The sequence below is a fragment of the Klebsiella sp. HMSC25G12 genome (genome assembly GCF_001807705.1).
Classification (GTDB): domain Bacteria; phylum Pseudomonadota; class Gammaproteobacteria; order Enterobacterales; family Enterobacteriaceae; genus Klebsiella; species Klebsiella variicola.
Genome location: NZ_KV789880.1, coordinates 67,060 through 88,354 on the forward strand (window position 1 = coordinate 67,060; position 21,295 = coordinate 88,354).

General features: G+C 60.0%; 20 protein-coding genes. 15 read left to right on the forward strand and 5 right to left on the reverse strand.

Annotated elements, in window-relative coordinates:
• Nucleotides 1–594: 594 nt before the first annotated feature.
• A complete protein-coding gene (locus HMPREF3096_RS11945; protein ID WP_008804756.1) occupies nucleotides 595–1,509 on the forward strand; it encodes an SDR family oxidoreductase in 915 nt (304 codons plus the stop codon).
• Between the two features lie 166 nt (nucleotides 1,510–1,675).
• Entirely contained in the window at nucleotides 1,676–1,921 is a 246-nt protein-coding gene (locus tag HMPREF3096_RS11950; protein ID WP_008804755.1) for a DUF2543 family protein, read from the forward strand.
• 66 nt (nucleotides 1,922–1,987) lie between these two features.
• Here the strand turns inward: HMPREF3096_RS11950 and HMPREF3096_RS11955 are convergent, their stop codons facing one another.
• Nucleotides 1,988–2,881: a LysR family transcriptional regulator gene (locus tag HMPREF3096_RS11955; protein ID WP_070544447.1), complete on the reverse strand. Its 894-nt coding sequence runs from the start codon at nucleotides 2,879–2,881 to the stop codon at nucleotides 1,988–1,990.
• Between the two features lie 115 nt (nucleotides 2,882–2,996).
• On the opposite strand from HMPREF3096_RS11955, the gene HMPREF3096_RS11960 reads away from it, so the two are divergent.
• Nucleotides 2,997–3,845 (forward strand): Vmh family MBL fold metallo-hydrolase, encoded by an 849-nt coding sequence (locus HMPREF3096_RS11960; RefSeq protein ID WP_070544448.1) that lies wholly within the window; start codon nucleotides 2,997–2,999, stop codon nucleotides 3,843–3,845.
• Nucleotides 3,846–4,025: 180 nt separating this feature from the next.
• On the forward strand, nucleotides 4,026–4,166 hold the full coding sequence (sra, locus tag HMPREF3096_RS11965) for a stationary-phase-induced ribosome-associated protein (protein ID WP_012541615.1): 141 nt from the start codon (nucleotides 4,026–4,028) through the stop codon (nucleotides 4,164–4,166).
• On the opposite strand, the gene HMPREF3096_RS30895 is transcribed toward sra, so the two are convergent.
• Entirely contained in the window at nucleotides 4,163–4,291 is a 129-nt protein-coding gene (locus tag HMPREF3096_RS30895; protein WP_046619973.1) for a hypothetical protein, read from the reverse strand. The two genes, sra and HMPREF3096_RS30895, sit on opposite strands and share 4 nt — an antisense overlap.
• 55 nt (nucleotides 4,292–4,346) lie before the next feature.
• On the opposite strand from HMPREF3096_RS30895, the gene HMPREF3096_RS11970 reads away from it, so the two are divergent.
• The 4 genes from HMPREF3096_RS11970 (at nucleotide 4,347) to HMPREF3096_RS11985 (ending at nucleotide 9,643) form a co-directional block, all read left to right on the forward strand.
• Nucleotides 4,347–6,044: an NAD-dependent malic enzyme gene (locus HMPREF3096_RS11970; RefSeq protein WP_008804752.1), complete on the forward strand. Its 1,698-nt coding sequence runs from the start codon at nucleotides 4,347–4,349 to the stop codon at nucleotides 6,042–6,044.
• Nucleotides 6,045–6,227: 183 nt separating this feature from the next.
• The gene (locus tag HMPREF3096_RS11975) at nucleotides 6,228–6,923 is read left to right on the forward strand and encodes a glycosyl transferase (protein ID WP_070544449.1); all 696 of its coding nucleotides are present in this window, start codon (nucleotides 6,228–6,230) and stop codon (nucleotides 6,921–6,923) included.
• Nucleotides 6,920–7,570 (forward strand): hypothetical protein, encoded by a 651-nt coding sequence (locus tag HMPREF3096_RS11980; protein WP_046619975.1) that lies wholly within the window; start codon nucleotides 6,920–6,922, stop codon nucleotides 7,568–7,570. The genes HMPREF3096_RS11975 and HMPREF3096_RS11980 overlap by 4 nt, the downstream gene beginning before the upstream one ends.
• A 357-nt stretch (nucleotides 7,571–7,927) precedes the next feature.
• Nucleotides 7,928–9,643 carry an ABC-F family ATP-binding cassette domain-containing protein gene (locus HMPREF3096_RS11985; protein WP_012968120.1) on the forward strand — a complete coding sequence of 572 codons (1,716 nt, stop codon included), beginning with the start codon at nucleotides 7,928–7,930 and terminating at the stop codon, nucleotides 9,641–9,643.
• 36 nt (nucleotides 9,644–9,679) lie between these two features.
• Here the strand turns inward: HMPREF3096_RS11985 and HMPREF3096_RS31890 are convergent, their stop codons facing one another.
• Nucleotides 9,680–10,633 (reverse strand): bifunctional helix-turn-helix transcriptional regulator/GNAT family N-acetyltransferase, encoded by a 954-nt coding sequence (locus HMPREF3096_RS31890; RefSeq protein ID WP_070544450.1) that lies wholly within the window; start codon nucleotides 10,631–10,633, stop codon nucleotides 9,680–9,682.
• Between the two features lie 167 nt (nucleotides 10,634–10,800).
• Nucleotides 10,801–11,400 (reverse strand): inorganic diphosphatase, encoded by a 600-nt coding sequence (locus HMPREF3096_RS11995; protein WP_012968118.1) that lies wholly within the window; start codon nucleotides 11,398–11,400, stop codon nucleotides 10,801–10,803.
• Between the two features lie 253 nt (nucleotides 11,401–11,653).
• On the opposite strand from HMPREF3096_RS11995, the gene adhP reads away from it, so the two are divergent.
• The 7 genes from adhP (at nucleotide 11,654) to HMPREF3096_RS12030 (ending at nucleotide 19,944) form a co-directional block, all read left to right on the forward strand.
• Nucleotides 11,654–12,664 (forward strand): alcohol dehydrogenase AdhP, encoded by a 1,011-nt coding sequence (adhP, locus tag HMPREF3096_RS12000; protein WP_070544451.1) that lies wholly within the window; start codon nucleotides 11,654–11,656, stop codon nucleotides 12,662–12,664.
• Between the two features lie 157 nt (nucleotides 12,665–12,821).
• Entirely contained in the window at nucleotides 12,822–14,444 is a 1,623-nt protein-coding gene (locus tag HMPREF3096_RS12005) for a TIGR04028 family ABC transporter substrate-binding protein (protein ID WP_008804746.1), read from the forward strand.
• A gap of 10 nt (nucleotides 14,445–14,454) precedes the next feature.
• Nucleotides 14,455–15,399: an ABC transporter permease gene (locus tag HMPREF3096_RS12010; RefSeq protein WP_049009687.1), complete on the forward strand. Its 945-nt coding sequence runs from the start codon at nucleotides 14,455–14,457 to the stop codon at nucleotides 15,397–15,399.
• Nucleotides 15,396–16,244: an ABC transporter permease gene (locus HMPREF3096_RS12015; RefSeq protein ID WP_023297686.1), complete on the forward strand. Its 849-nt coding sequence runs from the start codon at nucleotides 15,396–15,398 to the stop codon at nucleotides 16,242–16,244. The genes HMPREF3096_RS12010 and HMPREF3096_RS12015 overlap by 4 nt, the downstream gene beginning before the upstream one ends.
• Nucleotides 16,241–17,857: a dipeptide ABC transporter ATP-binding protein gene (locus tag HMPREF3096_RS12020; protein ID WP_070544452.1), complete on the forward strand. Its 1,617-nt coding sequence runs from the start codon at nucleotides 16,241–16,243 to the stop codon at nucleotides 17,855–17,857. The genes HMPREF3096_RS12015 and HMPREF3096_RS12020 overlap by 4 nt, the downstream gene beginning before the upstream one ends.
• On the forward strand, nucleotides 17,857–18,843 hold the full coding sequence (locus HMPREF3096_RS12025) for a putative FMN-dependent luciferase-like monooxygenase (protein WP_032754485.1): 987 nt from the start codon (nucleotides 17,857–17,859) through the stop codon (nucleotides 18,841–18,843). The genes HMPREF3096_RS12020 and HMPREF3096_RS12025 overlap by 1 nt, the downstream gene beginning before the upstream one ends.
• A 9-nt stretch (nucleotides 18,844–18,852) precedes the next feature.
• Complete coding sequence (locus HMPREF3096_RS12030) at nucleotides 18,853–19,944, forward strand: alkylhydroperoxidase domain protein (RefSeq protein WP_070544453.1); 1,092 nt, start codon at nucleotides 18,853–18,855, stop codon at nucleotides 19,942–19,944.
• A 6-nt stretch (nucleotides 19,945–19,950) separates the two neighbouring features.
• On the opposite strand, the gene araJ is transcribed toward HMPREF3096_RS12030, so the two are convergent.
• Nucleotides 19,951–21,105 carry an MFS transporter AraJ gene (gene araJ / locus HMPREF3096_RS12035; protein WP_070544454.1) on the reverse strand — a complete coding sequence of 385 codons (1,155 nt, stop codon included), beginning with the start codon at nucleotides 21,103–21,105 and terminating at the stop codon, nucleotides 19,951–19,953.
• Between the last annotated feature and the right edge of the window lie 190 nt (nucleotides 21,106–21,295).

Here is a 21,295-nt window from a genome sequence, read left to right on the forward strand (position 1 = left end):
AATCATCGCCCTCGATATCTAACACTAGAGGAATGCTCGCAGGAGTCAAATTAACGCCAGGCTTTTATCCACGCCAAATGGCAAATAAAAAATAAATAACGAAGCGGCAGTAAAAATAAATACATTGTAACTCACTTATTCGCCTTAGGTTATCACCATTCACTATCATGAATTTTTTCGCCCCGGCGCCTTTGTAAAAAAATGAAAATGATGGGCGATTTTTTATTTTTTCATCAGCCAGACACCACCGTCATAAAAATACTCACAATGAAGTAGTTCATCAACCATCCATAGGTGCAAAAAACTATTTTTTCACAATACACACCCCTTCGCCTTTAAAAAAGCATACCGTCATTCAGCCCGCCCGGTAAAATAGCCCCGCACCGCAAATTAAGGATGGAATAATCCTAATTTAACACCACCAATAATAACGCAGCGACATACAACGAAATTCGCCAAGGATCAGCCGGTTAAAGTCAAATAAAGCCCCTATTTTGCCTGTTAAACAAGAGAGATGATCCTCTCGCGCTGCCTGGCCTGGGGTGAAGCTGACCTATCCTTAGGTCTGGCCCGTTCTGTCTGAAGGAGATGACTATGCAAGATGAAAAACCGCCAATGAAAAAATTACCCACCTCCATGTTGCCAGAAGAGACGGCTCCCCGTCCGGAGTTCCCGGAGCAAGAACAAACCCCGCCGGGTCTGGATGCGGAGATGGAGCCGTCACCGGACCACGGAGAAACCAGCTACACCGGCACCGGGCGGCTGGCGGGTAAGAAAGCGTTAATTACCGGCGGCGACTCCGGCATTGGCCGCGCGGTGGCGATCGCCTTTGCCCGCGAAGGGGCCGATGTCGCCATAAGCTATCTGCCGGAGGAGCAAGAGGATGCCGATGAAGTCATCGCGCTGATCAAAGCCGAAGGTCGCACGGCAGTGGCCCTGCCGGGGGACATTCGCTCCGAGTCCTTCTGTCAGTCGCTGGTGGCAGACGCGGTGGAACAACTGGGAGGCCTGAGCATCCTGGTCAATAACGCCGGACGTCAGCAATACTGCGAGACGCTCGAGGAGCTCACCACCGAAGACTTTGACGCCACCTTTAAAACCAATGTCTACGCGCCGTTCTGGATCACTCGCGCGGCGCTGCCCCATCTCCAGGCCGGGAGCGCAATCATCAATACCACCTCGGTGCAGGCCTATAAACCCAGCCCGATCCTGCTCGATTATGCCCAGACCAAAGCCTGCCTGGCGATCTTTACCAAATCGCTGGCCAAGCAGGTGGCGAAACGAGGCATTCGCGTCAACGCCGTGGCGCCAGGCCCTTACTGGACGGTGCTGCAATCCAGCGGCGGCCAGCCGGACGAGAAAGTGAAACAGTTCGGCAAAGACACACCGATGGGCCGCCCGGGGCAGCCGGTCGAGATCGCCCCGCTGTACGTCACCCTGGCATCAGACGCCTGCTCCTATACCTCCGGTCAGGTGTGGTGTTCTGACGGCGGGGACGGCGTGGTCTAAATCCGTCGCCTCCGGGCCCATAAGCGGGCCGGCGTCATGCCGGTCCCTCCCCAACACGATCGCCGCGCAGCCCCTGTGTGGCGATTTTTCCTCTCCCGCAGCGTGTTTAGCCGGCTGCATGCTATGATATCCGCCCGCCGCTGTGCGCTGACCCTGAGGACAACTGATGAGTAATGAGATCCCCCTGAAATTTTATGACATCGTGGACGAGTACGAGACCGAAGCGGCCTCCCCGGTTAAAGAGACGGAACGCGATGCGCTGGCGCGCTATTTTCAACTGCTGATTGAGCGGCTGATGAATAACGAAGAGATCGATGAAGAGGCGCAGCAGGAGATGGCCCGCGAAGCGGCCATTGATGAACGCCGAATTGACGATATCGCCAACTTCCTTAATCAATGGGGCAACGAGTAAGTCTCATCGTCAGCTCACCGGCAGGGCCACCGCCCGCCGGTGTTGCCGCTGAACGCAACGCCATGTTCATGCCCCGGCGGCAATCTCCCCCAGACGTCGCTGCAGCGCATCCAGAAACAGCGGTAGCCCATCGGGCTGATAGTCGCGGGAAAGATAGATGCCATAGACGCTCAGCGCCTTCGGCGTCCAGTCAGGGAGCACCACCTCCAGCGCCCCGCTGGCCAACGCGCTCCGCGCCTCCAGTTCGGGGAGCATCGCAATGCCGCACCCGGCGACCGCCGCCTCCAGCAGCAGAGAAGAGATCCCCGCGCTCAGATTGCCGCTCACCGCCACCGACGCCTCCTGCCCCTGCGCATCGCTGAACTGCCAGCGCTGGCCGGCAAAGTGGCTGTATAACAGACAGTTATGCTGTTGCAGATCGTCAAGCGTCGCCAGCGGGCCATGCTGCTGGAGCCAGCGCGGTGCGGCACAGAGGAGCGAACGACACAGCCCGAGGCGGCGAGCGATCGCCCCGGGCTCGGGGTTGTCGGTAATGCGAATAGCCACGTCGATGCGCTCGCCGATCAGGCTGACCGGATGGTTATTGATATCCAGCTCCAGACGCAGCTGCGGATAGCGAGCGAGGAAGTCCGGCAGCAGCGGAGAGATCAGCTGCATTGCCGTGAAGTGCGCGCAGGCGATGCGCAGCGTGCCGCTGGGGTCGGCCCGCTGGCGCTCGCCGGCGATTTCATCGGCGATCCGCGTCAACCCGCGGGTCTTAAGCAACACTTTTTCCCCCGCCGGCGTCAGGGTCAGCCGGCGGGTGGAACGATGGATCAGCCGGGCGCCAGCCCAGTTCTCCATCTGCTCCAGATAGCGACTGACCATCGGACGCGACATCCCCAGCGCCCGCGCCGCGGCGCTGAGACTTCCCAGCTCGCAGATGCGCAGGTATACCTGAGCAGCAATCACCCTGTCCATCATGCCCCCCTTCACCTGCACGATTTATGAAACTCAGCATCTCTTATTTCAGGAATTCTATCAAATAGCGAAATCCGTACAATGGAACGCATTCACCTGTTACTGAGAACACATCATGAAATTATCTGCTCTTGCTGTTGCCACCGCCCTGTTCAGCGGTTCGATCTTCGCGGCGCCTCTGACGCTGCAAACCTACAATCCGCAGGAAAAGGGCCTCTTTGCCGTTAACTCCACTCTCGTTTCCGGCCCGCACGAAGCAGTGCTGTTTGACGCGCAGTTCAGCGTCAAAGACGGCGAAAAGCTGGTAGACATGATCAAGAAAAACGGCAAGCCGCTCACGCGGATTGTGATCACCTCTGGCGATCCGGATTTCTATTTTGGTCTTGAACCGCTGATGAAAGCCTTCCCGCAGGCGGAAGTGGTCGCCACGCCGGAGGTCGTCAAACATATTGAAGCCACCAAAGCGGCCAAACTGGCGTACTGGGGCCCGCAAATGAAAGATGGCGCGCCGACACAGGTGTACGTTCCGCAGGCGCTGAAGGCCAACAGCTTTACCATCGACGGTGAGAAAGTAACGATCATGCAGCCGCATGACTACGCGGCGTTCGTCTGGATCCGGGCGAACAAAACGATCCTCGGCGGCACAGGCGTGGCGTGGGGCATGCATCTCTGGACCGCCGACACCCAGACATCGGCCAGTCGCCAGCAATGGCGCCACACGCTGGACCAGATGATCGCCCTGCACCCGCAGCGGGTGATCCCTGGTCATTACCTCGGCACCCCGCCGGAGGGAGACAGCGCGGTGCGCTTCACAAAAACGTATCTCCAGCAGTTTGAGCAGGCGCTGAAGACGCATCAGGATTCGGCCGGGGTGATCAAGGCCATGGAGACGCAGTGGCCGGGCCTGGCGGAGACCAGCTCGCTGGAGTTAAGCGCCAAAGTTAATACCGGCGAGATGAAGTGATGATCCCGGCTGTGCGTGAGGGAGACTGTTCTTAATCTGGCGCGCGAAGGTTGCTATTGCCCTGAAAATGGACCACCCTAGCTGAGGTCGCACAAAAAACGTGCGGCCGACTTTGGGTTACATTTCATCCGGTCACCACCGGGTTTGCCCTTGAAACCAGAACAGGATAAAGGAGTCAGAATGAAATCGAACCATCAGGCACGTCATCTTCTCGGTCTGAACTATAAGCTTTCCCAGCAGAAAAAAGTGGTGCTGGAAGGCGATGAAGAAACCACCCTCAACCACATCCATGCTACCGGCCGCAAACGCCGCGGTGGTTAATTTTCAGTCTGAGTGATGATAAACAACACCGTCCTGTTGCCAGGATGGTGTTTTTTTATGGCAATTGATTGCTTGTTTACCCGCTTGACGACCATCTGCTCTATACTCTGCCCGCTGCTTTCCACCCGCCCTCGCTTATCGCCGCGCCGGGACTGTGGTCATGATCAAGGAGTTAGTGCGATGCAATTTACCCATAAGAAAAACCGTTCCCTGTACATCCCTTACGCGGGTCCCGTTCTGCTTGAATTCCCCCTCCTCAACAAGGGCAGCGCCTTCAGTCTGGAAGAGCGCAGCAATTTCAACCTTCTTGGCCTGCTGCCGGAAGTGGTTGAAACCATCGAAGAGCAAGCGGAACGCGCCTGGATCCAGTATCAGGGATTCAAAACTGAAATCGACAAACACATCTACCTGCGTAACATCCAGGACACCAACGAAACCCTGTTTTATCGCCTGATCGGCAACCATCTCGAAGAGATGATGCCGGTTATCTATACCCCGACGGTGGGCGCCGCCTGCGAACGTTTCTCCGAGATTTACCGTCGCGCCCGCGGCGTCTTCATCTCTTACCAGAATCGCCATAACCTTGACGACATCCTGCAGAACGTCCCGAACCATAACGTGAAAGTGATTGTGGTCACCGATGGCGAGCGTATTCTCGGCCTCGGCGACCAGGGGATCGGCGGGATGGGGATCCCGATCGGCAAGCTGTCGCTGTACACCACCTGCGGCGGCATCAGCCCGGCTTATACCCTGCCCATCGTGCTGGACGTCGGAACAAACAACCAGCAGCTGCTGGACGATCCGCTGTATATGGGCTGGCGCCATCCGCGCATTACCGACGACGAGTATTATCAGTTCGTTGACGACGTGATCCAGGCGATTAAGGCCCGCTGGCCGGACGTCCTGCTGCAGTTTGAAGACTTTGCGCAGAAGAACGCCATGCCGCTGCTCAACCGCTATCGCAATGAAATCTGCTCGTTTAATGACGATATTCAGGGCACCGCGGCGGTCACCGTCGGGACGCTGATCGCCGCCAGCCGCGGCGCCGGTAGCCAGCTCAGCGAGCAGAAAATCGTCTTCCTCGGCGCGGGTTCCGCCGGCTGCGGCATCGCCGAGCAGATTATCGCCCAGATCGTCCGCGAAGGCGTTAGCGAAGAAGAGGCCCGCCAGCGCGTGTTCATGGTTGACCGCTTCGGCCTGTTAACCGACGGTATGCCTAATCTGTTGCCGTTCCAGAACAAGCTGGTGCAGAAGCGTGAGCATCTGCAGGGCTGGGATACCACTAACGATGTGCTGTCCCTGCTGGACGTAGTGCGTAACGTGAAGCCGAACATTCTGATCGGCGTCTCGGGTCAGCCGGGGCTGTTCACAGAAGAGATTATCCGCGAGATGCACAAGCACTGCCCGCGGCCAATCGTGATGCCGCTCTCTAACCCGACCTCACGGGTGGAAGCGACGCCGCAGAATATCCTGAGCTGGACCGACGGCGAGGCGCTGGTCGCCACTGGCAGCCCGTTTGCCCCGGTCACCCTGAAAGGCAAGCAGTACGCCATCGCGCAATGCAATAACTCCTATATCTTCCCGGGGATTGGTCTGGGCGTGATTGCTTCCGGCGCGTCGCGGGTCACCGACGAGATGCTGATGGCCGCCAGTGAAACCCTGGCGAAACACTCGCCGCTGGTGAACAACGGCGAAGGTCCGGTGCTGCCGGAGCTGAAGGATATCCAGACCGTCTCACGGGCAATTGCCTTCGCGGTCGGCAAGGTGGCGCAGGAGCAAGGCGTGGCGGTGAAAACCTCCGCTGAAGCGCTGCTGCAGGCCATTAGCGATAATTTCTGGCTGCCGGAATATCGCAATTATCGCCGCACCTCGATTTAATCACGCTCACCGGGCCGATATATCGGCCCGGTTTTTAATAACGCCAGAATAATATCTCCCACCATAGAAACGCCTTTTTCGCCCATATTCATTCATCGTAAAAATATAAAACGGATAGCATTTGCCGCACGCCCTCCGCTGTGCAAAATAGGTGTTTCTCACCCCCTCACAACGGAATGTGAAATGCTAAAATTAACCCCTGGCGCGAATAAAGCGAATGCGATTCTGATCCGTATTGTCTTGTTTCTTATCGGCGGTATCGCCATCATCACCGGAATGTGCCTCTTCAGCGGTGATATGTGGATGCTCACCCCGCGGGCTGAACAGTATCAGCCCGCCACCGGCGATCTGGTGGATGTCGTCATCTATGAACCGAGTAAATTTTTCTTCGCCCTGCTCTACGTGTTTATTATTACCCTGGTCTGGCTGTTGGCGGTACGTAAAATCCCCTGGCGGCCGATACAGCATTCTATATTACCGCTGATGGTACTGATTGCCGCCGGGATATTTATTTTCCTCCACCCGGAGGTCACCCCGGGTCGGGATGCCAGTATTCAGTACGGTAAACACAATACCTATTATGCGTCCATATTCTGGATGAAAACCCGGTCAGGTAGTCATTCCGCTAAGCAATCAAAATATGAAACCTTTGTTGAAGCAAAAGATCCCCGCTGGCTTATCGACAGAAACAATCTTGGCCGAGCCTGGCGCTGTGAAGTGGAGCGGCATAGCCAGTTTTACACCCTGTCATTCAATGAAGGCTGGTTTCCGAACATCAATCCGCAGGTCCTTGCCAACCAGTGTAGCCAGATTGCCGATCTGGATACGGTCTCTGAAGACGAGCTGCTGGTCACTAAAACCATCAGGAGCCGTAAATGAGCCAGCAAAAAATGGTTCTGCAACCGATATTACGCCTCTGGCTGGGGCTGTTTAGCGGACTGTTGTTGGTGAGCGCCATCAGCGCCTTTCACGGTGAGTACTGGTATTTCGGCGATAAGCAGGCGTTTTACGCGGCGAAAGCCGGCGAGGTTTCGGTGCATGAACTCTATACGCCGGCAAAAATCCTCTTTGCTTTTATCGTCAGCACGATCCCGCCGCGGCTGCTGACCCACATTCTCCCACCGGTGTTACTCCTGCTGGCAGGACTGGTGTTTTTCTTCCTGAGACCCGACGTGATTCCCGGCGGGGAGACCCCTGTCTATCGCTACGGCGAGCGGGAGCGCTACTACCAGACGGTCCGCTGGCAGAAACCGGAGCCGGGCGCGTGGCGGGGTACCCGCTCTGAGTACAAAGTGTATATCGAATATCGCGATCCCAGGGGACATCGCGAAGCCGACAATATTAAAAACGCCTATACCTGTGAAACCCACCGTGAGTCTCGCTTTTTTACCTTAACAACCGAAGAGGATTGGTATCCGGATGCGTATCCGAATATTCTTGAGGCTCCCTGCCAGGCGATAAAGGATCCCCAGGCGATGACGGAATATACCCGCGACCACGCCCGCTGGTTTCCCATCATGTTCTAGCAAACACATAAGCCCTCTGCGCCAACCCGGCATCGTAGACAAAGACGGCGCAGGTGAAAGCTGGCGGGGCCCCCTGCCAGTTTTGTCACTGGCGTCGCTAGCCTTTCCCCACTACACTGCCAGCACCCACCCACTGACTGAATAAAAAAGGAGGCCCCCCATGCTGTATTGTGAAATGTTTATTGTTTCACATGCATTAGGCAATTGCGCCAGCTCAAGCGTTATCGGTATCGTGCTGCGATAACTATGGCTTGAGCGAAGACACTTCACGCAATCCCTTCTCTCCGGCTTACCGGGTTATCGTCAGCGAGTTTTGACGAGGCATTTGCATGCCTGTAACTCTTGAGTAAGTTGACTATGAGTACATTACTAACTGCCCATGCGCTCCACGTGGAGACTGCCTTTGGGCCGCTGTTTAACACCCTCTCCTTCACCCTGAAGAAAGGCGACCGTATCGGTCTCATCGGCCATAACGGTTGCGGCAAAAGCACCCTGTTGCAGGTGCTGGACGGCACCCTCGCGCCCACCTCGGGCAGCGTCTCACTCGCCGGTCAGTGTCTGATGGCCCGCGTTGAACAGCATCTGCCGGAGGCGCTGCGTTCGCAGTCGCTGTTGCAGGCAGTACTGGCCCCGTTACCCGCTGATGTACGGGAAGCGCAGCGCTGGCTGGCCGAACGCCTGCTGGCGCAGATGGGCTTTACCCCGGCGGTGATGGAGCAGCAAACCACTACCCTGAGCGGCGGCCAGCACACGCGCCTGCTGCTGGCCCGGGCGCTGATCCGCCAGCCTGACCTGCTGCTGTTGGATGAGCCTGGCAACCACCTCGATCTGCCGACCCTGCTGTGGCTGGAAAGCTTCCTGCAAACCTGGCAGGGGAGCTTCGTACTGGTGTCACACGACAACACCTTACTGGATGCTGTAACTAATGCGAGTTGGATCCTCCGCGACCAGACGCTGCACAGCTTCGCCTTGCCCTGCAGCGCTGCCCGTCAGGCACTGCAGGAGCAGGATGAAAGCGCCGCGCTGCGCCATAAGGCCGAGCAAAAGGAGATCGACCGGGTCAGCGCCAGCGCCCGGCGGTTGGCCACCTGGGGTCGCGTCTATGACAACGAAGACCTCGCCCGTAAAGCCAAACAGATGGAGAAGCAGGTCGCCCGCCTGAAAGACGAGCAAACCGAGCTCAGCGTCGGCCCGCCGTGGCGTCTGTCATTGCAGGGGGACGCCCTGCCGGCCGACCGCCTGCTGGAGATGGACACCCTGCCCGTCGCGCCCGCGCCGGGCCTGCCATCCCTCTTCACCACCGGCGTGGCGCGCCTGCGCAGCGGCGATCGCGTGGCCATCATGGGGCGCAACGGCGGCGGTAAATCGTCCCTGCTGCGCCTGCTGTGGCAGCAGATGAACGACGCATCGCCACTCCCGGGGCTGCGCCTGCATCCCCGGCTGCACCCCGGCTACTATGACCAGACGCTGGAGCAGTTACCGGACGATGCCAGCCTGCTCGACGCGCTGACGCCGTTCGCCCCGTCGGCCGACACCCGTAAACGGGCGCTGATCGCCGCCGGGTTTGGCTGGGCGAGACATAGCCAGAAGGTCAGCACCCTCAGCGGCGGCGAGCGGTCGCGGCTACTGTTTGTTGGCCTCTCGCTGGCGCGCTACAGTCTGCTGCTGCTGGATGAACCCACCAACCATCTTGATATGGAGGGTAAAGCGGCGCTGGCGCAGACGCTGCGCGATTACCCCGGCGGCGTGCTGCTGGTCAGTCATGACCGCCAGCTGATTAGCGAAAGCTGTAACCGCTTCTGGCTGATCGACAACGCCGGGTTAACGGAATGGCACAGCCTGGAGGAGGTCTATGCCCGTCTGCAGGCCGTGGCGCCCGCCCCGGACAGTCGACTCGCTTTGCAGAGTACGCCCGCCGGGGCTGACGATGATGAGGAGGCGCTGCTGGCGCGGCTGATTGACCTGGAGCAATGGCTGGCTGACGATATGGCCCGCAAGCCAAAACATCAAAAGCCATCACTTCAGGCGCAGTGGCGAGAGGAGATTAACCGCCTGCTTAACCAGTTGGCGTAATCTCCAGGTTCCCCCACCGGCTAAGGCGTCACGCCCTTAGCCGGTGTTTCCGGACCGGGTAAATTGCTGCTCGGTCATTACCTTTCCCCACTGCTCTCCCTGCCATTCGCGGGTTAACGTGAAGCCAAAGGATTCATACAGTTTGCGGGCCGCGTCCAGCCCTTTAAAGGTCCACAGCTGCACCGCGCTAAACTGGCGACTATCGCAGAAAGCCATCGCCTCGCTGATGAGCCGCCTGCCAATGCCGGTTCCCCGGCAGGTGTCATCGAGAATAAACCAGCGCAAATGCGCCTCCTGCTGGCCGAGGTCCTCGCCATCGATAGCCAGCGAACCGACGATTTTCCCTTCGCGGATCGCCAGCCAGATCTGGTTGGCCGGGGAGGAAAGCCGGGTGGCAAATTCCGCTACGCCGCTGGCGACCTTGCCTTCAAAAAAAACGCCAAAATCATGATGACGGGCGTAATACTCCCCGTGCATCTGGGCTATCCGGCCGATCATCCCCGGCTGGTAGCCGGTCATCAGCGAAATTTGCGGAGCCGTATCCGCGAGCGCGCTATCCCGACACTGCGCCAGCGCCCGGGCATAGGCCGCCAGTCCAGTGGCGACAGTGTGCTGCTGCGTCTCATCCAGATGGTCTAACGCCTCCACCACCTGACGGGTACCCCAGGCGTTAATTTTCGCCACCGTATCGTGCCCCTTTGCCGTCAGGGCGAGTGATTTCGCGCGCGCATCCTCCGCGCAAGGACGCTCCTCCAGCTCACCGGCCGCCAGAAGACGAGAGACCATCCGGCTGACGCTTGATTTTTCCAGTCCCAGCAACGTGACCAGCTGCGCGGCCGTCATCTCCCCCCTCATCGATACCTCAAGCAGGGTGTGCACCGCCGAAGGTGAATAATGGGTGGCGGCCAGCGTGGTGCTCATAAAGCCCAGCTCGCGCACCATTAACCGCGAGGCGGTACGAATCTGTTGGATTAAGGGGGTGTCAGGCATGGCAGCGGGTCCAGAAAATGAAATGGTTGTACAATACAACCATCAACTTCATCCTGCGTCAAGATGCAATATGGTGGGATAAGCGTTGCCGTGTGACCTGTGATTTCGCCGCCACAGGGATCATGAAAGCGAATGCCGCGGGCGCCGGACAGCGCCCGCGATGAATATTATTGCGGGTTCTTCGCTTTCCAGGCTTCCCAGGCCGATTTGATCTCCTGCTTCGCAGCGGCGGCATCGTTAAAACCGGCCAGCTCAACCTTTTTACGCCCCTCTGGCAGTTCTTTATAGACCCGGAAGAAGGCCTCCAGCCGCTGCTGCTCGATTTTTGGCAGATCGGTGATGGTCTTGATGTCGTCATAGGTTGGGTCAATTTTACTGGCCGGCACGGCGATGATTTTGTCGTCTTTCTCACCGCCGTCTATCATCTTAAGGACACCGATCGGCCGCAGCTTAATCAGTGTACCCGGCGCCATCGGCGCGCGAGTGTAAAACACCACGTCCAGCGGGTCCCCATCTCCGGCCAGCGACTGGGTCAGCGAGCCGTAGTTCGCCGGGTAAGCCACCGGCATCGACTGAAAGCGGTCGGCGATGATAAACCCCGTTTTGGCGTCGGTTTCATACTTAATGATGCCCCCTGCCGGGATCTCGGTGACGGCGTAAAATTCTTCCGGGTTGTTTTCCGGCTGGGGGAATTCCAGTACGTTCTGCGCCTGCGCGGCGGCGGACAGAAACAGACCGGCAGTGAGGATGGTTTTTACCAGATGCATTGTTGTATCACTCTGTTGTTATAAGAAATTGATGCGCAAAACGATAGAGTTGGGTGATGAAGAAAACATGACCATTCAGTGACGCTATTATTACCTACCAAAATTAGAGGTATTGCCTGAATTTTGTGCTACCGCTGTAGCAAAAAACCACATCCTATACTAAAGCGCCTTGTATTTTTCTCCATCGCGTCTAATCCTTATTGGGTACTATTGCATTAATAAAATTAAACAATCCCCTCACAAGGAGACAGGCATGAAGGCTGCTGTTGTTACCCACGACCATCAGGTTAACGTCACGGAAAAAACGCTGCGCCCGCTGGAATACGGTGAAGCGTTGTTGAAAATGGAATGCTGCGGCGTGTGTCATACGGACCTGCACGTGAAAAACGGCGATTTTGGCGATAAAACCGGCGTCATTCTCGGCCATGAAGGGATCGGGGGGGTGCAAAAAGTCGGACCGGGCGTCACCTCCCTGAAGCCAGGCGATCGCGCCAGCGTAGCGTGGTTCTTCGAAGGCTGCGGCCACTGCGATTACTGTAACAGCGGCAATGAGACGCTGTGCCGCTCGGTGAAAAACGCCGGCTATACCGTCGACGGCGGCATGGCGGAAGAGTGCATCGTCACCGCCAACTACGCGGTAAAAGTCCCGGACGGCCTCGACTCCGCCGCCGCCAGCAGTATCACCTGCGCGGGCGTCACTACCTACAAAGCGGTCAAGGTCTCTCACATCAAACCGGGTCAGTGGATCGCTATCTACGGTCTCGGCGGGCTGGGCAACCTGGCGCTGCAGTATGCGAAGAATGTCTTTAACGCCAAAGTGATCGCTATCGACGTCAACGACGGGCAGCTGGAGCTGGCGGCCTCGATGGGCGCCGATCTGACCATCAACTCCCGTAATGAAGATGCGGCGAAAGTGATTCAGGAAAAAACCGGCGGCGCGCATGCTGCCGTAGTGACCGCGGTGGCCAAAGCGGCCTTTAACTCGGCGGTAGATGCCGTTCGTGCCGGTGGCCGCGTGGTCGCGGTGGGCCTGCCACCGGAGGCGATGAGCCTCGATATTCCACGTCTGGTGCTCGACGGCATCGAGGTGGTCGGTTCGCTGGTCGGTACCCGTCAGGATCTGGTGGAAGCCTTCCAGTTTGCCGCCGAAGGCAAAGTGGTGCCGAAAGTCACCCTGCGCCCGCTGGAAGATATCAACGCCATCTTTAAAGAGATGGAGCAGGGTCAGATCCGCGGCCGTATGGTTATCGATCTGCGCAGCTAATCACCAACGCCTCTCCCGCCCGGGAGAGGCGCTTGCCCCACGCTTCCCACTCGCGAAGTAAATCCAATTTCCGCAAATGCTTAGCGCAATTCCTTGGTTCCTTTGTTTTTAGCCGCGCCCGATGATGGCAACACAATAGATAACAAAGGAATTCACCATGCATCGTCATTTTCGCCTGCCCGCGCTGGCCGCCCTGTTTCTCTCCGGCGCCTTTTCCGTCTGGGCCGCCGACACGCCGGTTAAAGGCGGCACCTTAATTTATCTGGAGCAGCAACCGCACACCAATCTCTATCCGCCCGCCGGCGGCTTTTATCCGAATGGCGGTATTCTCAATCAGATAACCGACAAGCTCACCTGGCAGAACCCGAAAACGCTGGAGATTGAGCCGTGGATTGCCGAGAGCTGGACCAGCAATGCCGATAAAACCGAGTACACTTTCCACCTGCGCAAAGGGGTCACCTTCTCGGACGGCACGCCGCTTGACGCCGCCGCCGTGGCTAAAAACTTCGACACCTATGGTCTGGGAGATAAAGCCCATCGCCTGCCCGTCTCGGAGGTCATCAATAACTACCAGCGCAGCGAAGTGATCGACCCGCTGACGGTGAAATTTTACTTCAACAAACCGTCGCCGGGCTTCCTGCAGGGAACCGCCACCATCGGCTCCGGTCTGGTATCACTCAGCACCCTGCAGCGCAATTTTGAAGAGCTGGGCGATGCCCGGCATATTATCGGCTCCGGGCCCTTTGTGGTGCAGGATGAAAAGCCAGGCCGCGAGCTGACGCTGGTGGCGCGCAAGGACTATCAATGGGGGCCGAAAAACAGTGCCCAGCAGGGGCCCGCTAACCTCGATGGCATCACCTATATTGTGACCCCGGAAGACAGTGTGCGCATCGGCGCGCTGCTGGCGGGTCAGGCGGGCTTTATTCGCCAGGTGCAGGCCTACGATGAAAAGCAGGCGACCGATCAGGGATTTAAGGTCTACGCCGCCCCTACCCGCGGGGTCAACGACAGCCTGAGCTTCCGCCCGGATAACTCGCTGGTCGCCGATCTGCGGGTGCGCCAGGCCCTGCTTCATGCCACCAACGCCAAACAGGTGGTGGAGACGCTGTTCTCCGCTAACTACCCGCAAGCGACCTCCGTACTGGCCAGCTCCGCCGCCGGCTATGTCAATCTGAGCGATAAACTGACCTTCGACCAGGCCAAAGCCCGACAGTTGCTGGACGACGCCGGCTGGAAGCCCGACGCCGACGGTATTCGCAGTAAAGACGGCCAACGGCTGGCGCTGACGGTCTATGAGTCGCTGCCGCAGCCGCAGAATAAGGAAGTGCTGCAGCTGATCGCCCAGCAGTGGCGCCAGGTAGGTGTGGCGTTGACCGTCAAAGCCGGGGATGCCGGTAGCCGTACGCTGGACAATCTTGACCCGCAGAAAACCCCGCTCACCGTCTCAGAAGTGGGCCGCGCCGACCCGGATGTGGTGAAAAGTATGTTCTTCCCCAACAACCGCGATGCGCTGCTGCAGAAAGGCGGCTCCAGCGATAAAGTGCAGCATTTCCGCGATGATAAGCTGAATGACCTGCTGACCGGCATCTCCGCGGCGGTAGAGCCGCAGCAGCGCTTGCAGTTAACCGGTGACGCCCAGCGCTATCTGATCGATAACGCCTATGTGATCCCCATTTTCGAAGAGCCGCAGGTATTCGCCGGCGCGCCGTGGGTCAAAGGCGTCAGCTTCGAGGCCGTCGGTCGTCCGTCGTTCTACGGCGCGTGGCTGGACAAGCACTAAGAGGCCGGGTATGAGCGCTTATCTTCTGCGACGGTTCGGCCAGGGGCTGCTGGTCCTGTGGGCGGCATTTACCCTCACTTTTTTCCTGCTGCAGGTGCTGCCGGGAGATGCGGTGCTGATCAAGTTTCAGAATCCGGATCTTGGCCTGAGCCCGGCGCAAATCGCCGACATGCGACTGGCCTACGGCGCCGATAGCCCGCTGTGGCGCCAGTACCTGCACACGCTGCTGGCGATGCTGCACGGCGACTTCGGCTATTCTCTGCAGGCGGGGCTAGCGGTCAGTAGTCTGATTGCCAGCAACCTGCCGGATACCTTAAGCCTCGCGCTGCCGGCCTTTCTGCTGGCCGTGGCGCTGGCGTTCGCCCTCGCCTTCGCCTCGCGTCTGCCGGGGCTGCGCTGGCTGAGTAACCTCCTGCAGTCGCTGCCGGTGCTGTTTATCTCTCTGCCGACTTTTTGGCTGGGTATCGCCCTGATCCAGCTCTTCTCGTTTCAGCTGCGCTGGATCCCGGTGATCAACCCCGGCCCACTGGAAGGGCTGATTTTACCGGTTATCGCCGTCGCGCTGCCCATTTCGGCCCCGCTGGCGCAGATCCTGATGCGCAGCATGGATCAGGTGGCGGTTCAGCCCTTCGTCGCGGTCGCCCGCGCCAAGGGAATGAGCGAGACCGGCGTCCTCTGGCACCATGTGATGGGTAATGCCCTGCTGCCGGCGCTGAATATTGCCGGGCTGCTGCTGGGCGAGCTGATTGCCGGGGCGCTGATCACTGAGACCGTCTTCGGCCGCAGCGGCCTCGGCCAACTGACCCAGCAGGCGGTCAATAACCAGGATATCGCCGTGCTGCAGGCAGTGGTGATGATCTCCGCCCTCGGTTTCGTCCTGATAAACCTGCTTGTCGACCTGGTCATGCCGCGACTGGATCCCCGACTCCATTTACAGGCCGGAGGTGCGAAATGAGCCTGGTCGATTATGCCATCGCGGTTCGCCGCCGCCCGGAATGGCGCAGGGTGCGTCTGCAGCCTGGCCTGTGGCTGGCGTGGGCGGTGATGATCACTGCGCTGTTAATGGCCCTCGCCCCGCAGTGGTTTACCTCCGCTAACCCGCTGGAAGGGATCCCCGGCGCTCAGCGCCTGGCGCCGCAAGCGCACTACTGGCTGGGTACCGACCAGCTGGGGCGCGACCTGTGGACGCGGGTGGTTTACGGCGCGGTACATTCCCTGTCGGCGGCGCTGATCGCCGTCGCCATCGGCCTGGTGGTAGGTACCGCCCTTGGTACGCTCGCCGGGGCGCTGACCGGACGTGTTGAATCCACGATCATGCGCCTGGTCGATGTCCTGCTGGCCATCCCCTCCCTGCTGCTGCAGCTCACGGTAATTATTCTGCTTGGTTTCGGCACGGTGAATGCGGCGGTGGCGGTTGGCGTGGCGGCTATCGCCAGCTTCGCACGCCTGGCGCGGGCGGAGGTCGTGCGCGTGCGCCACAGCGATTACGTCGAGGCGGCCCGGGGCAGCGGCGGCACCTTTTTCGCCGTCTTCTGGCGCCATATTCTGCCCAACTCGCTCACTGCGGTGCTTGCTTTCGCGACGCTGCAGTTCGGACAGGCGATGTTGGCCCTGGCCACCCTCAGCTTCCTCGGCTACGGCACCCCGCCGCCGGTCCCGGAGTGGGGATTATTGATCGCCGAAGGTCGCAACTACCTGTCGACCGCCTGGTGGCTGACCACCTTCCCCGGCCTCGCCGTGGTCGCCGTGGTCCTTGCCGCCAATCGTCTTAGCCGCCAGTGGAGTGGAGTACGCCCATGAACGTTCTGTCCGTTGAAGACCTGCGCATCAGCTACCGCTCGCGGGGCGAATGGCGCGAGGTGGTGCACAACGTGAGTTTTTCCATCCAGCGTGGCGAAATGCTGGCCTTCGTCGGAGAATCCGGCTCGGGGAAAACCACCACCGCGCAGGCCATAATCGGCCTGCTGGCGGATAATGCCCGCCGGGATGCCGGGCGGATTATCCTCAATGGCGAAGTGATTAGCGACTGGTCGGCAAAACGCCTTAACCGCCTGCGCGGAGTGAGCATCAGCCTGGTCCCGCAGGATCCCGGTAATTCGCTCAATCCGGTAAAAACCATTGGCCAGCAGGTGGAAGAGATCCTGCGGCTGCATCAGTCCCTCTCCGCCGCTGAGCGCCGACAGCAGGTCCTTAACCTGCTCACTAAAGTCGGTCTCAGCCACCCGGAACAGCGTTTTGACCAGTATCCGCATCAGCTGTCTGGTGGGATGAAACAGCGGGTGCTGATCGCCATCGCCATTGCCCTGCAGCCGGATCTGATTATTGCCGACGAGCCCACCAGCGCTCTCGACGTCACGGTGCAGAAGCGCATTCTCGACCTGCTCGATATCCTGCGTCGCGAGTCGGGTACCGCCGTGCTGTTTGTCACCCACGATCTGGCGCTGGCCGCAGAACGCGCCGACCGGATCATGGTGTTTCGTCAGGGAGAGATTCAGGAACAGGGCGCCACCGAGACGATTGTCCAGCGTCCGCAACACCCTTACACCCGCCAGCTGCTCCACGACCTGCAGGATGCGCCGTTGGGGCTGACGGCGGCTCGTCACCGACCGCTGGCCACGCCGGCCATTCGCGTGGAGGGGATCAGTAAACGTTTCTCGCTGGGCAAACAGGCGCTGCAGGCGCTCGACAGCGTCAGTTTTGAGGTCAGACGCGGCACCACCCATGCGCTGGTGGGCGAATCCGGCTCCGGGAAAACTACCCTGGCGCGGATCCTGCTGGGCTTTGAGCGCGCCGATGCCGGACAGGTGACCATCGACGGTATCGACGCCGGGCATCTCAGCCGCGAGGCGCAGCGTCAGCTGCGGCGGAAAATCCAGTTTGTCTACCAGAACCCCTTCGCCTCGCTCGACCCGCGCCAGACGCTGTTTGCGATTATCGAAGAGCCGTTAAAGAACTTTGAGCGCCTCAGCGCGTCGGCGCGTCGCCTGCGCGTGGAGACCGTCGCCGCGCGGGTGGCGCTGGCCCCGGAGCTACTGTCGCGTACGCCGCGGGAGCTCTCCGGCGGTCAACGGCAGCGGGTGGCGATTGCCCGGGCGCTGATCCTCGAGCCGGCGATACTGGTCCTTGACGAAGCGACCTCGGCGCTCGACGTCACCGTTCAGGCGCAGATCCTTGCCCTGCTGCAGCAGTTACAGCAGCAGCTGGGTCTGAGCTACCTGTTCATTACCCACGATCTGGCGACGGTCAGGCGGATTGCCGACAGCGTCACGGTACTGCGCGCCGGCCAGGTGGTGGAGCATGGCGACGTTGACCGCCTGTTCGCCACTCCGCAGCAGGCCTACACTCGCGAACTGATCGCCGCCATTCCCCAGGTTTCACCCCGCTTAGCACAGGCTCACACGGAGAACGCATAATGCCTAAACGCCTCGGCTTTTTTACCCGTCTGCTCGATCAGGGCTCCGCGCAAACGCGCTACCGGCTGGCGGCCGAACAGATCCGCCACGCGGAGCGTTTGGGCTTCGACAGCGCATGGATTGCCCAGCACCATTTTCATGAACAGGAAGGCGGCCTGCCATCGCCGCTGGTGTTTCTCGCCCACGTGGCGGCACAGACCGACCGGATCCGCCTCGGCACGGCGATTATCACTCTGCCGATGGAAAATCCGCTGCGCGTCGCCGAAGACGCGGCGGTACTGGATTTACTCACCGACGGGCGTCTGGAGGTGGGGTTTGGTTCCGGCGGCACGCCAACGTCGTTTCTGCCCTTCGGCCTGACCAGCGAGCAGCGCGGGGCGGTGTTTGCCGACCATCTGCACCTGATCCATAGCGCCTGGCGCGGCGACACGCTGAGCCACCCGGACAACCGTCTCTATCCGCCCGCACCGCAGTTGGCGGAGCGTATCTGGATCGCCACCTTCTCGGCGGAGGGCGCCATCCGCGCCGGTCAGGCGGGACACGGGCTGATGCTGTCGCGCACCCAGCCAAGGCCCCCCGGCGAGCCACGTCTGCCGCTGGACGCGATCCAGAACCCGATCATCGATGCCTACCTGGCGGCGCTGCCGGACGGGGTTGCACCGCGGATCCTCGCTTCGCGCACCGCCTTCGTCGCCGACAGTCACGCCCACGCCCTGCAGATCGCCGAGCCCGGTCTGCGCAAGCAGGCGACACAGCACCGGGCGGCGGGTCATACGATAGAAGGTGACAGTGTCACCGACTATCTGCAACAGTTGGATGCCCACGTCGGCGATCCTGAGCATGTTATTGCCTCCCTGGCGCAGGACAGCGTGCTGGCCCGCGCCACCGATATTTCGTTTCAGGTGCACTCGGTGGAGCCTTCGCACCGGGATACGCTGCGTTCCATTGAGCTGATCGCTCAGCATATTGCCCCCCACATCAGATAAGGAGTCACCATGACGCTGAGTCAGGATATTCTGGCCGAACTGGCGGAGATTGCCCCCGGTTCCCCGCTCGACCAGGCGCGCGCCGTACGCGATGCCGCCACCCGTCACGCCCAGGGAAGTTATGAAGTGCTGTTCAGCCAGCAGGACGCTGACTTTCCTCTTGATGAACGCTTCGCGGTGGCCGCGAAGGTGGCGAAACTGCACCAGGCGGACGCGCTGGCGGCGCACTATGCCGGTTTCGGGCTCGCCGATCCAACCACCGATCGTTTGGTCCCGGCGCTGGCCTTTGCCCGCCTGCTCACCTTCACCCCCGTCGAAGCCACCCCCGGCGCGCTGCACACCTTAACCGGCGCGGGCTGGAGCCTGCGGGGCATCGTCACTCTGGCGCAACTGGTGGCCTTTGTCAGCTTCCAGAGCCGACTGCTGCTGGGCCTGCGGGCGCTGAACCATAAGCCCACTGTCAGCGCCGATACGCCGCTGGTCGCCGGATACTGGCATACCACACCGCATACCCAGAGCGGCAAAGCGGCCCCGGTTCGCTTCACCCGCGACGAGCTGCACTGGGAACCCTGGCTGGCCGATAAACCGCTGGCGGAATTCAACGCTGAAGAACTGGCGATTCTGGCCAAATATGGCCATAGCGACTCCCCCTACTTTCGCCTGCTGGCGCGCAATCAGCCGGTGCTGGAGCAGCGGACGCTGACCGATAAAGGCATTTTCTATACCCCCGGAGGATTGCCGCGCGCCGAACGCGAGCTGGCCGCCACGGTGACCAGCAAAATCAACGGCTGTATTTACTGCGCCTCGGTGCATGCCCGCAAAGCGGCGCAGCTGGCGAAGGACGAGACCGCTGTCGACACGCTGCTGGCGGTGACGCCGGGGGAGAATTTGAGTGACGGCCAGTCGCCGCGCTGGCAGGCGGAAATCGACGCCGCCGCTGCGCTGTCGGTGACGCCGCCGGGGCTGAATGCCCGCCATCTGGCGGCGCTTGATGAGCAGGGTTTAGATACCCTGGCCCAGCTGGATCTGCTGCAGTCGGCGGCCTTTTTCGCCTGGGCCAACCGGCTGATGCTGACCCTTGGCGAACCCTGGCGTGAGTAAGCGTCGTTAGCAAGCTTGTCGGCGCTGATGGCAGCCATAGATGAGCAAGGCGCTCATCGCCAGAAACGACAGCGTGGCGGCAGGAAGCGCCACGCTGTTCCAGCCAAAGCCCTGGGCAATCATCATCCCGCCGCAGAAGGCGCCGATGGCGCTGCCGAGGTTGAAGGCAATCTGCCCTCCTGCCGCCCCCAGCATCTCGCCGCCTTTGGCGTTCTGCAGCAGCAGGATCTGCAGCGGCGCCGACAGGGCGAATAGTCCCGCGCAGCAGATAAACGCCAGGGTCAGCGAAGCGACTTTATGCTCACCGAAGGCAAAGATCAGCAGTAGCGTCACGGCAATGACCCCGTCGGTTATGGCCGCAATGCGCAGCGGGCTAAAGCGCCCGGAAATTTTGCCGCTGAACAGATTGCCGACCACCATTCCCAGCCCCGCCAGCATCATAATCAGCATCATCCTGCCTTCGGCAAAGCCGGAGACGTTGAGCATAAAGGGCTTAATATAGCTGAACCAGGCAAACACGCCGGCATTGCCAAACATGGTGGCGGCAAAAATCAGCCACGGCGCCGGGGAGGCCAGAAAACGGAACTGCTCGCGCAGCCGGGTGCTGGTGCGATCATAGAGGGTGGGCACCCAGCAGAAAATAGTCATCAACACGGCGACGTTAAACACGGCGATAAGGGCAAAGGTATAGCGCCAGCTGAAGTGATGCCCAAGCCAGGTGCCGCCGGGGACCCCCACCAGGTTAGCCACCGTCATCCCGCCGATCATCCCCGCCACCGCGGCGGTCACCTTCCCCGGCGGCGCGATTTTCGACAGGATAATCGCGCCGACGCCAAAGAACGCCCCGTGAGGAAAACCGGAAACCAGGCGGCCAAGCGCCAGCATGGCGTAGCTACTGGAGAGGGTAAACAGGGTATTGCCGAGAATACACAGGGCAGCGAGAAACAGCATCACCGATTTCAACGAAAACCGGCTGGAGAGCAGCGCCATGATCGGCGCGCCGATCACCACACCGAAGGCATACCAGGCAATCATATTGCCGGCGGCGGGGATCGACATCCCGACATCGTGCGCCATATCCGGCAGCACGCCCATAATGCCAAATTCCGCCATGCCGAGTCCGAAGGTGCCCAGCGCCAGTGAAAAAATCGTTTTTTTCATACATCTTATAGGGGTATTGAGAGACGGCCGGCATTATTGACTATCCCGCCCCGACACACCAGCTAAAAACGCCCGACGGCAGTTTCCTCCATACAACGGCCTGATTCGTTCATGCTCGCCGCCCGCGCGGCCGGCCATCATCGAGCCGGCGACGGCGTGGCTTAGCAATGACCCTCCCCTATTAAAATCA

Excerpts from the sequence above, each read along its gene's own strand:
- HMPREF3096_RS12015 (WP_023297686.1), top strand. The coding sequence starts at position 15,396 with ATGAGCCTGGTCGATTATGCCATCGCGGTTCGCCGCCGCCCGGAATGG.
- HMPREF3096_RS31890 (WP_070544450.1), bottom strand. The coding sequence starts at position 10,633 with ATGCCTGACACCCCCTTAATCCAACAGATTCGTACCGCCTCGCGGTTA.
- HMPREF3096_RS11975 (WP_070544449.1), top strand. The coding sequence starts at position 6,228 with ATGCTAAAATTAACCCCTGGCGCGAATAAAGCGAATGCGATTCTGATC.
- HMPREF3096_RS12010 (WP_049009687.1), top strand. The coding sequence starts at position 14,455 with ATGAGCGCTTATCTTCTGCGACGGTTCGGCCAGGGGCTGCTGGTCCTG.
- HMPREF3096_RS11995 (WP_012968118.1), bottom strand. The coding sequence starts at position 11,400 with ATGCATCTGGTAAAAACCATCCTCACTGCCGGTCTGTTTCTGTCCGCC.
- HMPREF3096_RS11950 (WP_008804755.1), top strand. The coding sequence starts at position 1,676 with ATGAGTAATGAGATCCCCCTGAAATTTTATGACATCGTGGACGAGTAC.
- HMPREF3096_RS12020 (WP_070544452.1), top strand. The coding sequence starts at position 16,241 with ATGAACGTTCTGTCCGTTGAAGACCTGCGCATCAGCTACCGCTCGCGG.
- HMPREF3096_RS12005 (WP_008804746.1), top strand. The coding sequence starts at position 12,822 with ATGCATCGTCATTTTCGCCTGCCCGCGCTGGCCGCCCTGTTTCTCTCC.
- araJ (WP_070544454.1), bottom strand. The coding sequence starts at position 21,105 with ATGAAAAAAACGATTTTTTCACTGGCGCTGGGCACCTTCGGACTCGGC.
- HMPREF3096_RS11960 (WP_070544448.1), top strand. The coding sequence starts at position 2,997 with ATGAAATTATCTGCTCTTGCTGTTGCCACCGCCCTGTTCAGCGGTTCG.
- HMPREF3096_RS11980 (WP_046619975.1), top strand. The coding sequence starts at position 6,920 with ATGAGCCAGCAAAAAATGGTTCTGCAACCGATATTACGCCTCTGGCTG.
- HMPREF3096_RS11970 (WP_008804752.1), top strand. The coding sequence starts at position 4,347 with ATGCAATTTACCCATAAGAAAAACCGTTCCCTGTACATCCCTTACGCG.
- HMPREF3096_RS11955 (WP_070544447.1), bottom strand. The coding sequence starts at position 2,881 with ATGGACAGGGTGATTGCTGCTCAGGTATACCTGCGCATCTGCGAGCTG.
- HMPREF3096_RS11945 (WP_008804756.1), top strand. The coding sequence starts at position 595 with ATGCAAGATGAAAAACCGCCAATGAAAAAATTACCCACCTCCATGTTG.
- HMPREF3096_RS12030 (WP_070544453.1), top strand. The coding sequence starts at position 18,853 with ATGACGCTGAGTCAGGATATTCTGGCCGAACTGGCGGAGATTGCCCCC.
- adhP (WP_070544451.1), top strand. The coding sequence starts at position 11,654 with ATGAAGGCTGCTGTTGTTACCCACGACCATCAGGTTAACGTCACGGAA.
- HMPREF3096_RS11985 (WP_012968120.1), top strand. The coding sequence starts at position 7,928 with ATGAGTACATTACTAACTGCCCATGCGCTCCACGTGGAGACTGCCTTT.
- sra (WP_012541615.1), top strand. The coding sequence starts at position 4,026 with ATGAAATCGAACCATCAGGCACGTCATCTTCTCGGTCTGAACTATAAG.
- HMPREF3096_RS12025 (WP_032754485.1), top strand. The coding sequence starts at position 17,857 with ATGCCTAAACGCCTCGGCTTTTTTACCCGTCTGCTCGATCAGGGCTCC.